Origin of the sequence: Azospirillum sp. 11R-A (genome assembly GCF_049472615.1) — a bacterium.
GTDB lineage: Bacteria > Pseudomonadota > Alphaproteobacteria > Azospirillales > Azospirillaceae > Azospirillum > Azospirillum palustre.
Genome location: NZ_JBCEBL010000008.1, coordinates 156,086 through 170,134, shown reverse-complemented (window position 1 = coordinate 170,134; position 14,049 = coordinate 156,086). Strand labels below are relative to the sequence as shown.

12 protein-coding genes are annotated in these 14,049 nt (G+C 68.9%); 4 read left to right on the top strand and 8 right to left on the bottom strand.

Annotated features, from left to right (window positions below):
• The first annotated feature begins 37 nt into the window (after positions 1 to 37).
• Positions 38 to 943: a LysR family transcriptional regulator gene (locus tag VH569_RS14155; RefSeq protein WP_423315961.1), complete on the top strand. Its 906-nt coding sequence runs from the start codon at positions 38 to 40 to the stop codon at positions 941 to 943.
• 8 nt (positions 944 to 951) lie between these two features.
• Here the strand turns inward: VH569_RS14155 and VH569_RS14150 are convergent, their stop codons facing one another.
• Entirely contained in the window at positions 952 to 1,860 is a 909-nt protein-coding gene (locus VH569_RS14150) for a LysR family transcriptional regulator (RefSeq protein WP_423315912.1), read from the bottom strand.
• Between the two features lie 123 nt (positions 1,861 to 1,983).
• Here VH569_RS14150 and VH569_RS14145 point away from each other — a divergent pair, with 123 nt between their 5' ends.
• From VH569_RS14145 to VH569_RS14135, 3 genes are all read left to right on the top strand, one after another.
• The gene (locus VH569_RS14145; RefSeq protein WP_423315911.1) at positions 1,984 to 2,736 is read left to right on the top strand and encodes an SDR family NAD(P)-dependent oxidoreductase; all 753 of its coding nucleotides are present in this window, start codon (positions 1,984 to 1,986) and stop codon (positions 2,734 to 2,736) included.
• Positions 2,737 to 2,798: 62 nt separating this feature from the next.
• Positions 2,799 to 3,524: an SDR family oxidoreductase gene (locus VH569_RS14140; RefSeq protein ID WP_423315910.1), complete on the top strand. Its 726-nt coding sequence runs from the start codon at positions 2,799 to 2,801 to the stop codon at positions 3,522 to 3,524.
• Between the two features lie 214 nt (positions 3,525 to 3,738).
• Positions 3,739 to 5,232: a M20/M25/M40 family metallo-hydrolase gene (locus VH569_RS14135; RefSeq protein ID WP_423315909.1), complete on the top strand. Its 1,494-nt coding sequence runs from the start codon at positions 3,739 to 3,741 to the stop codon at positions 5,230 to 5,232.
• Between the two features lie 107 nt (positions 5,233 to 5,339).
• Here VH569_RS14135 and VH569_RS14130 read toward each other — a convergent pair whose 3' ends face one another.
• The 7 genes from VH569_RS14130 to VH569_RS14100 are packed head-to-tail and all read right to left on the bottom strand — an operon-like array spanning position 5,340 to position 14,024.
• Positions 5,340 to 6,479 carry a M24 family metallopeptidase gene (locus tag VH569_RS14130; protein WP_423315908.1) on the bottom strand — a complete coding sequence of 380 codons (1,140 nt, stop codon included), beginning with the start codon at positions 6,477 to 6,479 and terminating at the stop codon, positions 5,340 to 5,342.
• Positions 6,479 to 7,690, bottom strand: coding sequence for a M20 family metallopeptidase (locus VH569_RS14125; protein ID WP_423315907.1), 1,212 nt, complete (start codon positions 7,688 to 7,690; stop codon positions 6,479 to 6,481). Before VH569_RS14125 ends, VH569_RS14130 begins: the two co-directional genes overlap by 1 nt.
• A 19-nt stretch (positions 7,691 to 7,709) precedes the next feature.
• On the bottom strand, positions 7,710 to 9,311 hold the full coding sequence (locus tag VH569_RS14120) for an ATP-binding cassette domain-containing protein (RefSeq protein WP_423315906.1): 1,602 nt from the start codon (positions 9,309 to 9,311) through the stop codon (positions 7,710 to 7,712).
• The gene (locus VH569_RS14115; protein WP_423315905.1) at positions 9,308 to 10,138 is read right to left on the bottom strand and encodes an ABC transporter permease; all 831 of its coding nucleotides are present in this window, start codon (positions 10,136 to 10,138) and stop codon (positions 9,308 to 9,310) included. The genes VH569_RS14120 and VH569_RS14115 overlap by 4 nt, the downstream gene beginning before the upstream one ends.
• A complete protein-coding gene (locus VH569_RS14110) occupies positions 10,131 to 11,078 on the bottom strand; it encodes an ABC transporter permease subunit (RefSeq protein ID WP_174472124.1) in 948 nt (315 codons plus the stop codon). Before VH569_RS14110 ends, VH569_RS14115 begins: the two co-directional genes overlap by 8 nt.
• Positions 11,079 to 11,082: 4 nt before the next feature.
• A complete protein-coding gene (locus VH569_RS14105) occupies positions 11,083 to 12,654 on the bottom strand; it encodes an ABC transporter substrate-binding protein (protein ID WP_423315904.1) in 1,572 nt (523 codons plus the stop codon).
• Positions 12,651 to 14,024, bottom strand: coding sequence for a M20 family metallopeptidase (locus tag VH569_RS14100; RefSeq protein ID WP_423315903.1), 1,374 nt, complete (start codon positions 14,022 to 14,024; stop codon positions 12,651 to 12,653). Before VH569_RS14100 ends, VH569_RS14105 begins: the two co-directional genes overlap by 4 nt.
• Positions 14,025 to 14,049: the final 25 nt, after the last annotated feature.

Below are 14,049 nucleotides of genomic sequence, written 5' to 3'. Positions count from 1 at the left end.
CGGCGAATTTGGACGGATCGTCTCACTGGTGGAACGGATGGACCTGCTCGCCCTGGCCGATTTCAATCTGGTCGCCCGCCATGGCGGGTTTGGAAAGGCGGCGCGCGCGGCCGGTCGCCCAAAGGCGACCTTGTCGCGGCGTGTCGCGGAGTTGGAGGCAAGCCTCGATCTCCGCCTGTTCGAGCGCGGCGCTCGGACGCTCAAGCTGACCGCGGAGGGCCAGGCGCTGTTCGAGCGGACCGGCGCATTGCTGACCGAACTCGACGAGACGGCGAAGGCGATTGCGTCCGGCGGCCACAGCCCTCGCGGACGGTTGCGGATCAGCGCGCCGCTGCTGTTCTCGCAGACCGCCGTTGGCAAGCTGGCGGCCGGATTCCTGCGCAAATACCCGGAGGTCCGGCTTGAGATCGTCACGGAGGACCGCGCCGTCGACATGGTCGAGGAAGCCTATGATCTGGTCATCCGCGTCAATCCGGACCCGGACGAGGGCCTTGTCGGGCGCGTCTTCCTGCGGGACCGCCTTGTCGTGGTGGCGAGTCCGGACCTGCCGTTCCCCGCGGGCAACGACACCGTTCCTGTCGTCACCCGCGGATCGCCGGGACAAGCCGGACCCGGGTCCGGATCGTGGGAGATTGCGACATTGGCCGGGCCGTCGAGTATCGCGGTCGAACCGATGCTCAGCCTCTCGTCCTTCGTCATGGTCCGCGATGCGGTTCGCATGGGTGTGGGGGCCGCCCGCCTGCCGCTGTCGCTCGCCAGCCCGGATCTGGCTGCCGGCAGGCTGGTGAGATGGGGCGATGTTGTCGGGTCCGAGACGGAGTTGTGGGTGCTCTACCCGACGCGGCGGCTGCTCAATGCGCGCGTCTCTGCCTTCCTGGAGCATCTGAAGTCGGCGTTCCCACAGGGAACCCCGGAAGAGCTTGCGGCCTATGTCGAGGGGTGACAGGACGGTTACCCGGATTTCGTTCCCTCACGGTGGCGCCGCACATGGTCGATCAGGGCGCGGAGCTTGGGCGTCACCGTCCGCCGGCTCGGAAAATACAGGAAGAAGCCGGCGAAGGGCGGCAGCCAGTCGTCGAGGATCGTGACCAGTTCACCGCGCTCAAGATAGGGCTGGAACGTCTCCTCGATCCCAAAGGTGATGCCAGCGCCGGCGAGCGCGGTGCGAAGCATCAGCAGCATGTCGTTGGTGGTGATCTGCGGCTCGACCGACACGTCGAAGGCGTGCCCGTCCTTCTCGAACTCCCAGCGGTAGGGGGCCGTCTCCGGCTGTGGCCGCCAGCCGATGCAGCGGTGGCGGACGAGGTCGCGCGGGTGCCCCGGCGTCCCGTGACGCGCGAGATAGCCGGGTGTCGCCACCGCGATCTGGCGCTGGTCGCCCGTCAGCGGCACCGCGATCATGTCGCGCTCGATGACCTCGCCGAGACGCACGCCCGCATCGAAGCCGGCAGCAACGATATCGAATTCCAGATCGGTCACCGTCACGTCGAGGGTGACGCCCGGATAGGCTTCGCTGAAAGAGGCGATCAGCGGCCCGGACAGGAAGCGCTCGGCAATCGAGGTGACGGCGATCCGCAGCAGGCCGCGGGGTTCCGCCGCCGAGCCTGACGCCGCATCGATGGCGCCCGCGATTTCGGCCAGTGGGGTGGAAACCTGCGCCAGGAAGCGCTCCCCGGCTTCGGTCAGCCGCACGCTGCGGGTGGTACGCAGGAACAGCGCCTGCCCCAGCGCCGCCTCCAGGCGCTGGACGCCCTGGCTGACGGCCGAGCGCGTCACCCCGAGGCGGTCGGCCGCCGCACGGAAATTGCCGGTCTCCGCCACCGCGGCGAACAGGGTCAGGAGGTTTAGGTCGATCTGCATTGGTTAGCTGTTCTAACCACAGCGTCCAATAAATGGCAAGTTATCTCGACAGCGGTCGAATGCCACCTTCTGGGCATGGACGGCAGGCGAGTACATCGCTCTGCCGGATTGAGGGAGACCGCAATGACCAATCTGCCAAACACCTACGATCTGACCGGCAAGGTGGCGCTCGTGACCGGCGCCCGTCGCGGCATCGGGCGGGCCGTGCTGGACCTGCTGCGGACCCGCGGCGCGCGGGTCGTGGCGACCGACCTGTCCGACGAGGTCCGGTCGCTCGAAGCCGACGATGTCGCCACGCTGGTCGGCGACGTCTCGGACGAGGGGCTTGCCCGGCGTTCGGTCGATCTCGCCCGCGAGCGCTTCGGCCGGCTCGACATCGTCGTCTGCAATGCCGGACGGACCCTGAACAAGCCGCTGGCCGAAACCTCGGTCGAGGAATACGACCGCATCTTCCAGATCAACGCCCGCGGCGCTTTCGTCACCATCCGCGCGGCGGTGCCGCTGATGGAGGAAGGCGGCGGCGGTGCCATCGTCATCAATTCCTCGCTGTCGGCGACCACGGCTTTTCCAACGCAGGCTGCCTATGCCTCATCGAAGGCGGCTTCAGCGCAGCTCGCCCGCATCGTCGCCGTCGAATATGGCCGTCGCGGCATCCGCTGCAATGTGGTCCTGCCCGGCGTCATCGACACCGACATCATGGAAGGCGTGGTCGAGAACGGCCGGGAGATGCTGCGGAGCTTCGGCGACGCCCACCCGGTCGGTCGCATTGGTCGTCCGGAGGAGGTTGCCGAGGCAATCGCATTCCTGGCTTCGCCAGCCTCCAGCTTCATCACCGGCGCACAGCTTTTCGTCGATGGCGGCTACACGGCGCAGTGACCGCCGCCGATAGCTTGCCGCAACCGTCGACATCCATATCCATTGAAATACAGGAAATCGTCATGACCATCGACCAAGTCGTTCTCATCACCGGTGCGTCCAGCGGCATCGGCGAGGCCACCGCGCGCATTCTCGCCGGGGCCGGTACCACCCTGATGCTGGGGGCGCGGCGGACGGAGCGGCTCGACGCGCTTGTCCGGGAAATCCAGGCGAAGGGCGGCAGGGCCGCCGCCCGCGCCCTCGACGTGACCGACCGCGCCAGCATGGAGGGCTTCGTTGCCGAAGCCAGGGACCGCTTCGGCCGGATCGATGTCCTCGTCAACAATGCCGGCGTGATGCCGCTCTCCCCGCTCGCCTCCCTGAAGGTCGAGGAATGGGACCGGATGATCGACGTCAACATCCGCGGCGTCCTCCATGGCATCGCGGCGGTCCTGCCGGTCATGGAGGCGCAGGGAGGCGGGTACGTCGTCAACATCGGTTCGGTCGGGAGTTTCGAGGTGGTGCCGACCTCCGCCGTCTACAGCGCGACCAAATTCGCGGTGCGGGCCATCACCGACGGATTGCGGCAGGAGAGCGAGACGATCCGCACGACCTGCATCTATCCCGGCGTGACGCGCTCCGAACTCGCCGACACCATCACCGACGAGACGGCTGCCCGCGCGATGGTCGAATACCGCCGCAACGCAATCGAACCGGAAGCCATCGGGCGGGCCGTCCTCTTCGCCATCGAACAGCCGCGGGATGTCGGGGTCAACGAGATCACCGTCCGTCCCGTCGCCCGCAGCTGAAGGCAGGGCGCGCCGATCCGTCGGGAGTTGCCGGGGCCGTCCGCCCCGGCCGCTTGCCGCGCGCGCTGCACAGGGCAGCCCTGTGAAAACAGGTGATAAACTTGACGGTGCCTGCAATTCCTTCGTAAAAATTACGTCATGAACACGTAAGAGGGAAGAAATGTCGGGCAGAGAGAAACTTTCTCTTAAACAAGCGCTTCTCATCGGCGCGTGCATGTTTTTGCCGGTCCAGGCGGGTGCCGCGTCGCCATCCACGGATACGCTTGCAGCGAAGCACGCATCTGCGAATTACAAGGAATTTGTCGAGCTTCTCGCCATTCCCAACGATGCAGTTGTTCCGGCTGACATTCAGAAGAACGTCGCATGGCTGGAGCAGGCCTTCCAGAAGCGCGGCTTCCAGGCGCGGGCGTTGGCGAACAACGGCAAGCCGATGCTGTTTGCGGAACTGCCCGGCGCCGACCCTGCCAAGAAGACCATCCTGTTCTACGCCCATCTGGATGGCCAGTCGGTCACCCCGCAGCAGTGGAAGCAGAAGAGCCCCTGGGACGCGACGCTGAAGCAGAAGACCGACAAGGGCGAGTGGGAGACGATCCCGCTGGAGAGGCTGTACGGCGAGCAGGTCGACCCCGACTGGCGGCTGTTTGCGCGGTCTTCGTCGGACGACAAGGGTCCGATCATGATGCTGCTGACGGCGTTCGACGCGCTGAAGGAGGCCGGCCAGAAGCCCAGTGTCAACGTCAAGATCATCCTCGATTCCGAAGAGGAGAAGGGGTCGCCGTCGCTCGGCGAGGTGATCCGGCAGAACGCCGAGCTGCTGCAGAATGACGCGCTGCTGGTGCTCGATGGCCCGATGCACCAGAGCAACAAGCCGACGCTGGTGTTCGGCAACCGCGGAGTCGCCCAGGCGACCCTGACGGTCTTCGGCGCCAAGCAGGGCCTGCACAGCGGTCATTTCGGCAATTATTCGGCCAACCCGGCGATGCGGCTGGCGCAGCTGTTGGCGTCGATGAAGGACGAGAACGGTCGGGTCACCATCCCCGGCTATTACGACTCCGTGAAGATCGACGCGGCGGCGGAAAAGATCATGGCCGCCGTCCCCGACGACGAAGCGGCGCTGCGCAAACGGCTGGGCATCACGCAGGCGGAAAAGGTCGGCAAGAACTATCAGGAAGCGTTGCAGTACCCGTCGCTCAACGTCCGCGGCATGGCGGCGGGCGACGTGGGTGCCAAGGCGCGGACGATCATTCCGGAAAGCGCCGTCGCCGAACTCGACTTGCGCACGGTTCCGGAAACGCCGCCGGAGCAGCTGATCGGCATGCTGAAGACGCATATCGAGGCCCAGGGCTATCATCTGGTCCAGGGCAACCCGACGGACGAGGACCGGGCCAAGTACGACAAGCTGGCCTCCCTGGCTTCGGAGGAGGTTTCCGCCTCCAGTTCCGCGGCGCGGACCGACATGCAGGCGCCGGTCGGCGAGTGGCTGTACCGCTCCTTCAAGGCGACCTACGGCGAGGACCCGGTGCGCATCCGCATGATGGGCGGCACCGTACCCACCGGAGCGGCGGTCGAGGCGCTGAAGGTGCCCTTCGTCATCGTCCCGCTGGTGAATGCCGACAACAACCAGCACAGCTACGACGAAAACCTGCGCGTCGGGAATTTCGTATCGGGCGTGAAGGGCCTGATCGGACTGCTCCAGCAGCCGTTCTGATCCCCGAAGCGGCGCGCCCGGGCTCCCCAGCCCGGCGCGTCGTTTTCCGCATATGGCTCAGGTCTGGTGCGACACCTGACCGAACCGTGCTCGACACTGTGGCGGGCTCAGCCTTCCATGGGCCGACGCGGGCAGGTCGTCAGCAGGCGCGGCTCGCCTTCGGTCACAAGAACGGTCTCGCTCACGGCGACGCCGCGCGCCGACACGTACATGTGGAACACCTGCCCCGCTTCCAGACGGAAGTCGGCACCGGGGTGGAAGGACTGCGAGAAATCGCTCGGCCGCGGCGTGCGGGCGTAGAGGCCCATGGCGTAGCCGGTCACGTTGCCGTAGTCGGCCCGCAACCCGGCGTCCAGCACCGCCGTCCGCAGCAGGGCATCGACATCGCGGGCCGCCGCTCCCGGACGCATGGCGGCGATCTGCCGGTCCTGAAGCTCCGCCAGCTGTTGGAAGGTCTCCCGCGCCCCGGCCGGCGGGTCGCCGACGAAGACCGGCCGCATCAGCCGGGCGCCGTAGTTGCCGACCCGCGGTGTCAGCTCGACATGCAGGATGTCGCCCGGCATCAGCGTCCGGTCGAGGCCGCTGCCGTGCAGGAAATCGACGTGGCCGCCGGTTCCATGGCTGCCCGACACCAGGATCGGCCCCGGTCCGCCGTCGTCGGCGCCGAGCCAGAGCTGCGCCGCCGCCGCCGCCGCCGCCACTTCCCGCACCGTCCGGCCGGGAGGCACATGGCCTTCCAACCCCAGCATGCACCGGTCGGCAATGGCCGCCGCCGCCGCGATGGCGTCGATCTCGTCGGCGAACTTGCAGGCGCGCAGACGGTCGCTCACACCCGGCAGCGGGACGAACCGGGCGTCGGGAAGCAACTCGGCAAGGCGCTGCGCGGTGGCGACGGTGTGGCCGTAGGAGGCCGGATCGACGCCGATCCGTGCAGCCGCGAGGCCATGTGCGGCGAGCGCGTTCGCCACCGCGCCATGTGGGTCCTCGTGGCCGTCGAAGGTCACCACCTCGTCGAACCACACCCCGGCGCGGCAGGGACCGGCGTCGATGGAGCGCAGGACGAAGCAGGGATCGGCGTCCATCGGCACGATGACGGCGCGGTAGAGCGTTTCCGATACGGTGTAGCCGCAGATCCAGGCGATCAGCTCGGCATGGTCGGCCAGGAAGGCGTCGCAGCCCCGGGCCGCCATGGCCTCGCGCAGCCGGGCGATCCGCGGCGCGAAGCGTGCTGCGGACGAGCCGGCCATTATCCGCAGATCTCCAGGATGGTCAGCATGTAGACGCGGATCATGTCGAGATAGTCGTCGATGTCCACCCGCTCGTCCGGCATGGTGTTGTAGCGCCCGCCGGGACCGCAGACGACGCCCTCCATGCCGCCGGAATGCTGGAGATGGCCGGCGTCGGTGCCGTAGAAGCCGGGCGGGGTGATGGCGCCGGTCGGCTGGTCGGTGCCGCGCACCGCGCGATAGGCGCGGTTCACCGCCTGGACGATGGCACTGTCCTTCGCCACCTCGAAGGTCGGCATGGTCGGTGTGCCGCCGCGGTCCTCGGAGAAGACGCTGGCCTTCAGGCCCGGAAAGCGCGCTTCCAGCGCGTCCAGCTCGCGCCGCAGGTCGGCCAGCGCCCCGTCCTCGCTCTGGCCGGTGGCGTAGCGGGCGGACCCCTTGATCCGCACGAAGTCGGCGACCTGCGGCGAGCGCCACTCGTGCAGTTCCTTGCCCAGCGCGCCGTGGACGACGCCGACATGGACACGGTTGATCGTCGCATGCTCCGGCGACCTGGCACCGGACAGGGCCAGGGCGTTCAGCCGCGGGATCAGGTCGCAGGCGGCGACGACGGCGTCGACCGCCTCCTCGCGCTTGGACAGGTGGCGGGTGTCGCCGACCAGTTCGATGACGAAGCTCAGCGCCGCCGCGTGCATCGTCATCGCCTGGAGGTCGGTCGGCTCGCTGTTGATGAAGCAGTCGGCGCGCAGCCCCTGCTCCATCAACGCGAGCGTGCCGACGCCGCCCTGAAGCTCGCCCACCACATAGGTCAGGATGACGTCGCCGCGCAGCTTCACCCCGGCGTCCATCAGGGTCTTGACCGCGCAGAAATAGGCGGCGTCGCCCGCCTTCATGTTGGAGCAGCCGATGCCGTAGATGAACTTGTCGTCGATCTTGCCGCCCCAGGGATCGACGGTCCAGCCCTCGGTCACCGGGTTGGTGTCGATGTGGCCGTTGAACAGCAGGCTCTTGCCGCCGCCGGTGCCGCGCCAGCGGCCGACGGCGTTGACCCGCCCGCCGGGCACCGGCGTCAGTTCCGCCTCCAGCCCCAGCCCCGACATGGAGGCGGCCATGAAGCGGGCCAGCTCGCGCTCGCCCTCTGTCTGGCTGTAGCTCTTGTGCTGGACCATGCGGGCGAGGAAGGCGAGGGCGGCATCGGTGTCCAGGCGGGCGAGAATCTCTGCGGTGTCCATGAGGAATGTTCCCGGAAGCTCAACCGACGGGCGTCGGCGAGGCGGCCATCAGGTCGCGCGTGTAGGGGTGGACATGGTCGGCGTCGACCGCGTCGATGGGCAGCAGGTCGACCAGTTCGCCCCGGCGCATCACGGCGATGCGGTGGGCGATCTGGCGGATCAGGTTGATGTCGTGGGTGATGAAGAGATAGGCGGCCCCGGTCTCGGCCCGCAGGGCCAGCAGCAGCTCGATGATCGAGGCCTGGACCGAGACGTCGAGCGGGGCGGTGATCTCGTCGCAGATGACCAGCGAGGGCTTGGCGGCGAAGGCGCGGGCGATGGCGACGCGCTGCTTCTCGCCGCCGGAGAGCTGGTGCGGCCAGCGGGTGGCGTAGGCGGCCGGCAGGCGCACCTGCTCCAGCAGCCGGCCGATCTCGGCACTCAAGTTGCCGGTGGTGGGATTGCCCGAGCCGGTGCCGAACAGCTTCAGCGGGCGCGACAGGATCTCGCCCACCGTCTGGCGCGGGTTCAGCGAGCCGTCGGGATGCTGGAAGACGATCTGCACCGCGCGGCGATAGGCGCCGTCCATGTCGCGGGCCGAGCCGATCGGCCGGCCATCGAAGCGGATGCCGCCGGAAAACTCGGCCAGACCGGTCAGCGCTCGCGCGATGGAGGATTTGCCGGAGCCGGACTCGCCGACGATGCCCAGGATCTCGCCGGCCCTGATGTCGAATCCCACCGCGTGGGTCGCCGGCGGCGGGGGCGGACGGAACAGGCGCGGCCGGGCGTAGCGGACCGAGACGGCCTCGGCGGCGAGCAGGACGCGGTCGCCCGGCCGGTCGTGGACCAGCCGGTTTTCCGGACGCGGCACCGCCGCCACCAGCTTGCGGGTTTCCTCGTGGGCGGGGCGGGCGAAGATCGAGGCGGCCGGGGCCTCCTCCACCAGCCGGCCCTTCTTCATCACCGCCACCCGGTCGGCGACGCGCGAGACCAGGGCGAGGTCGTGCGAGATGTAGAGCGCCGCCACCCCGGTCTCGGCGCGAAGCCGGGCGAAGAGGTCGAGGATGCGGGCGCCGGTGATGACGTCGAGCGCGGTGGTCGGCTCGTCGAAGACGATCAGCTCCGGCCGGCAGCCGAAGGCGGTGGCGATGAGGATGCGCTGCTTCTCGCCGCCGGAGATCTCGTGCGGATAGCGGCGCATCAGCGCTTCGGGGTCGCGCAGCTCGACATGGCCCAGCAGTTCCAGCGCCAGATCCCAGGCGGCGCGCCGGGTCAGGCCGCGGTTGGTGACCAGCGTCTCCGTCACCTGCCGGCCGACGGTCAGCGTCGGGTTCAGCGCGGTCGACGGATCCTGGAACACCATGCCGATGCGCCGGCCGCGGATGCGGGTCAACTCGCGCGGCGGCAGGCTCCGCAGGTCGGTGTCGCCGAGCCGGATGCTGCCCGACAGCTCGCGGGCGTTCTTCGGCAGGTGCCGCATGATCGCCCAGGCCAGCGTGCTCTTGCCCGAGCCGGATTCGCCGACCAGCCCCAGCACCTCGCCGGGCGCGATGTCGAGGCTGATGTCCTGCAAAACCCGCAAGGGACGGCTGCCGGTGAGGTAATCCAGCGTGTAGTCGCGCAATGAGAGGACTGCGGTCATCGTTCGTCCCGCGGGTTCATAGCGTCGCGCAGCCCGTCGCCGAGCAGGTTGAAGGCGATTGCGGTCATCGCGATGGCCAGCGACGGCGCGATGAGGATCCAGGGCGCCTGATGGACGTACTGGCGCGCCTCCGCCACCATCAGGCCCCATTCGGAGGCCGGCGGCTGGGCGCCGAGGCCGAGGAAGCTGAGGGTGGCGAACAGCATCACCGCGAAGGAGACGCGGATCGTCGCCTCGATCACCACCGGGGCCATCACGTTCGGCAGCATCTCGCGGAAGATGATCCAGGACGCGCGCTCGCCGCGCACCGTGGCCGACTTGACATAGTCCTGACCGCGTACGGTCAGGGCCACCGCGCGGGTGACGCGCGCCATGCCGGGAGCAAAGGTGACGGCGATGGCGATCATCGCGTTGCCGGCGCCGTTGCCCAGCGTGCTGACCAGCAGCAGGGCGAGCAGCAGGCCTGGCACCGCCATCACCGCGTCGATGGTGCGCATGATCGCCTCGTCCCAACGCCCGCCGAGATAGGCCGACGCGGTGCCGACCACGGCGCCGGCGACGGTGCCGAGCAGGGTGGCGGCCAGCGCCATCGGCAGGGTGGAGCGGGCGCCGACCAGCAGGCGGCTCAGCACGTCGCGGCCGAACTGGTCGGCACCGAACCAGTTCTGCGCTCCGAGCGGGCGGAAGCGGCCGAGGAAGTCCATCTTCTCCGGGTCGTGGGGGGCCAGCCAGGGGCCGAGCAGGCAGGCGGCGGCCAGCACCGCCAGCAGGATCAGGCCGATGGCGCCTTGCGGCGTGCGCATCAGGCGGCGCAGCAGGTCAGTCATAGCGGATCCTCTTGTCGAGGACGGCGTAGGCGACGTCGGCCAGCGTGTTGGCGACGGCGTAGGTCGCCGACATGATGAGGGCGCCGGCCTGGATCGACGGCAGGTCGCGGGCGGTGACCGCCACCATCAGCTGCCGGCCGATGCCGGGAATGGCGAAGATCTCCTCGATGACGATGATGCCGCCCAGCAGATAGCCGACATCCAGCGCCACGATGGTGACCACCGGCAGCAGCGCGTTGCGCAGGGCGTGGCGGACCAGCACCGTGCGTTCCGGCAGCCCCTTCAGCCGGGCGGCGCGGATATAGTCGCTGTGCAGCACGTCGAGCGTCTCCGACCGCACCATGCGGGCGACATGCGCCACCAGGATCAGCGAGGCGGTCAGCACCGGCAGGGCCAGATGCCGCAGCGCCCCGCCGAAATCCTCCAGCGGCGAGACGTAGCCGGTGGCGGGCAGCCATTGCAGGGTGTCGGCCAGCAGCATGGCGAGCAAGGTCGCGGTGACGAATTCCGGGAAGGACACCCCGAGATAGGAGATCAGCCCGGTCGCCATGTCGGCCAGCTTGCCTTGCCGCACCGCCGCCAGCATGCCGAGCGGTACGGCGATCACCAGCATGACCAGGATCGCGGCGACGGCCAGCAGAAGCGAACGGCCGAGCGCCGTCAGCATCTCCGGCCCGACCGGCTGCCCGGTGCGCATCGACAGGCCGAAATCGCCGGTCGCGGCATGGCCGACCCAGCGCAGATACTGCCACCAGATCGGGTCGCCGAGGCCGAGGCGCTCGCGGATCGCGTTCAGCGCCTCGGCGGTGGCGTTCTCACCCAGCAGGGTGACGGCGGCGTCGGCGGGCAGCGCCTGGGTGATGCCGAAGACCAGCACCGACACGATGAACACCGTGTAGAGGATCAGCGCCAGCCGCCGCAGGAGCCAGGATGCGCTCACGGCCTCAACCCCGCTTGGGAGCAGCCGCCCCGAACGAGACGAAGTCGAGGCGGAACACCGAGCCGCGCGGGTGCAGGTCGTAGCCCTCCACGTAATCGCGCCGCGCCGCCAGCAGGTCGAAGAAGACGGGGATGACCGACGGCACCTCGTCATGCATCAACTGCTGCGCCTTGGCGTAGAGGGCGGCGCGCTCGGTCTCGTCGGTCTTGGCCCGCGCCTCGGCGACCAGGGCGTCGAAATCCTTGTTGTTCCAGCGCGTCTCGTTCCAGGCGGCGTCGGAGGTGTAGAGCAGCGAGAAGACCGCATCGGCGGTCGCCTGCATGTTGTAGAAGCCGACGTAGAAATTGCCCTTCTTCCACACCTGATCCAGATAGGTGGCGTGCGGCATGGTCTGCACCTGGATGCGGAAGCCGGCGGGCTTCGCCATCTCGCGGATGGCGACCGCCAGTTCGGTGCGGGTGCCCGGCTTGTCCGACGCGATCATGGTCAGATCGACGCCGTTCGGATAGCCGGCCTCTGCCAGCAGCTTCTTCGCCTGGGCGAGGTCGGCCTTGCGCAGCGGCTGCTCGCGGTGGAAGCGGTAGGCCGGGCTGATCGGCGTGTCGTTGCCGGGGGTGCCGTAGCCGCCGGCGACGAAACCCACCATCGCCTCGCGGTCGACGGAGAGCGCCAGCGCCTTGCGGACGCGCGGGTCGGAGAAAGGCTTCTGGTCGCAGCCCATGTTGACGTTCAGGAACTGGCCCGACGGCACGCGCAGCGCCTTGACGCCGGCAGCCTTCTCCAGCCGCTGATATTCGCCGGGGGCGGTGCCCAGCATCAGGTCGATGTCGCCGGAGATCAGCGCCGAAGCCTCGGCGGTGCGGTCGGGATAGACCAGCACCTCGACCCGGTCGAGATAGGGGCGCGCCGGGTCGTAATAGGCGGGATTGCGCTCCACGACGATCTTGCGGTCGGGTTCGAAGGAGACCAGCTTGAACGGGCCGGTGCCGACGGCGCCGCGCGACAGGCTGTCGAGGTCGGTCTCGATCACCTTGGCCGGAACGATGCGGGCGTTGGTGTAGGCCAGCGCCACCGGCAGGTCGGCGTAGGGCGAGGTCAGGCGGAACAGCACCGTCCGCTCGTCCTTGGCCGTCACCTCCTTGATCGGGCCGACGTTGGTGCGGCCCGGCGAGGCGGTCTTGGGATCGAGGATGGCGGTGAAGGTGGCGACCACGTCGGCGGCGGTGCAGGGCGAGCCGTCATGGAAGGTCAGGCCCGGCCGCAGGACGAAAGTCCATTCGGTCAGCGTCTGGTCGGGCGACCAGGATTCGGCGAGGTCCGGTTCCACCTTCATGCCGGCGGCGAGCCGCGTCAGGCCGGAATAGAGCAGCTCCGCCACCAGATATTCCGGATTCACGCGGGTGCGCAGCGGATGGATGACGCTGGCGGCCTGATCGACCGAGATGCGCAGAACGCCGCCGCGGCGCGCGGCGGTCTGTTGGGCGAAGGCCGGCAAAGCGCCCAGCAGGTTAAAGGCGGGCAGGGCGCCGAGGCCGGCGGTCCCGGCGAGAAAGCGGCGGCGGGTCACGGAATTCATCGGTCGGACTCCTTCTGCGGGCCGCGGCCTGGGGTCGGCACGGCGTTCGGATCGGTGTTCTCGGGAATAAGGTTGGGGGCGAAGCCGGCGGTCAGATAGGCCAGCACGCTCTGCGCCAATGCCACGATGTCGGCGACGGTGGTGTGTTCGTCGGGGGAGTGGACGTTGCTCTCCGGCCGGCCGAGCCCGGTCAGCAGCACCTCCTGCATGCCGGTGCGCTGGACCCAGCCGAAGTCGGAGCAACTGGCCGCCCCCCAGGCGCGGAACTCTTCCCCGCGGTAGCCGAAGCCGGCCGACAGCGCCGCCTGCCAGCGCGGCCAGTGCGGCCCGGTTGGATCGCCGGTTGGGGCGAGGTGGCCGACCAGCTGGATGTCCACCGCGATGCCGGGGCTGCCTGCCATCGCGCGGGCGACGGCCGTTTCGATCTCCGCCCGCGCCTCCTCATAGTCCTCTTCCGGCGCATAGCGGCGGCAGACCAGGATCTCGAACAGCGAGGGGACCTGCCCGCCGCAGATGCCGCCATGGGCGGCGGCGATGTCGAGCCGTGCGGCCAGCGGCCCGGAGGCGGTCGGAGGCGGCGGCAGGGCCGAGGTCCGTTGCGCCACCACCGGCTTGAGGTCGGTCAGCGCCTGGAGCAGCGGCAGCGCCGCCTCGATGGCGTTGACGCCGGAGCCGGAGCGGTTGCCCTCGCCGGCATGGACGGTGTGGCCGTGCAGCCGGATTTGCAGGTTGAACAGGCCGAAGCAGCCCGCCCAGATGCGCGGCGCGGCGCTGCCGTTGAAGTTCAGGATATGGCCTTTCAGCAGCCCCTGTTCGGCAAGGTAGCGCACGCCGGGATAGAGCCCGCCCTCTTCGTCGGTGCAGAACAGCAGCATGGGATCGTAGGCGAGCGGCAGGCCGCAGGCCTCGGCCGCGCGCAGTGCCAGCAGCACGGCGGCGATGGTGCCCTTCATGTCGGCGGCGCCCAGCCCGTACAGCCGGTCGCCGTCGCGGGTCAGGCGGAGCGGATCCTTGTCCCAGCCGGCGGCGGCGGGCACGGTGTCGACATGGAAATACAGCCCGAGAACCGGCTTGCCCGTCTCGCGTTCGCCGATGAGATTGGTGCGCCGGCCGGACGCCGGCCCGCCGGGCACCCGCCACAGCGCGTCGGGGACGACGACCCGGCTGGAGCGGAAGCCCAGCGGGGCGATCAGCTCATCCATCAGGTCGGCGAAGGCGTCGTAGCCGGCACCGGGAGGAAAGGACGTGTCGACAGCGATCATGCGGGCGAGATCGGCCACGGCGGGTTCAGCCGAACGTGCGATCCAGGCCATCGCTGTATCGAGGCCATCGTCGCCGGTGGGCTGGCCGATTTCGTGCCGATTGTCCATGACAGGCTCGCTGTTTTCTATATTC

Bases quoted from the DNA above. Each gene is read 5' to 3' on its own strand.
- VH569_RS14130 (WP_423315908.1), bottom strand. From the start codon at position 6,479: ATGGCCGGCTCGTCCGCAGCACGCTTCGCGCCGCGGATCGCCCGGCTG.
- VH569_RS14100 (WP_423315903.1), bottom strand. From the start codon at position 14,024: ATGGACAATCGGCACGAAATCGGCCAGCCCACCGGCGACGATGGCCTC.
- VH569_RS14140 (WP_423315910.1), top strand. From the start codon at position 2,799: ATGACCATCGACCAAGTCGTTCTCATCACCGGTGCGTCCAGCGGCATC.
- VH569_RS14155 (WP_423315961.1), top strand. From the start codon at position 38: ATGGACCTGCTCGCCCTGGCCGATTTCAATCTGGTCGCCCGCCATGGC.
- VH569_RS14145 (WP_423315911.1), top strand. From the start codon at position 1,984: ATGACCAATCTGCCAAACACCTACGATCTGACCGGCAAGGTGGCGCTC.
- VH569_RS14105 (WP_423315904.1), bottom strand. From the start codon at position 12,654: ATGAATTCCGTGACCCGCCGCCGCTTTCTCGCCGGGACCGCCGGCCTC.
- VH569_RS14120 (WP_423315906.1), bottom strand. From the start codon at position 9,311: ATGACCGCAGTCCTCTCATTGCGCGACTACACGCTGGATTACCTCACC.
- VH569_RS14135 (WP_423315909.1), top strand. From the start codon at position 3,739: ATGTTTTTGCCGGTCCAGGCGGGTGCCGCGTCGCCATCCACGGATACG.
- VH569_RS14150 (WP_423315912.1), bottom strand. From the start codon at position 1,860: ATGCAGATCGACCTAAACCTCCTGACCCTGTTCGCCGCGGTGGCGGAG.
- VH569_RS14115 (WP_423315905.1), bottom strand. From the start codon at position 10,138: ATGACTGACCTGCTGCGCCGCCTGATGCGCACGCCGCAAGGCGCCATC.
- VH569_RS14125 (WP_423315907.1), bottom strand. From the start codon at position 7,690: ATGGACACCGCAGAGATTCTCGCCCGCCTGGACACCGATGCCGCCCTC.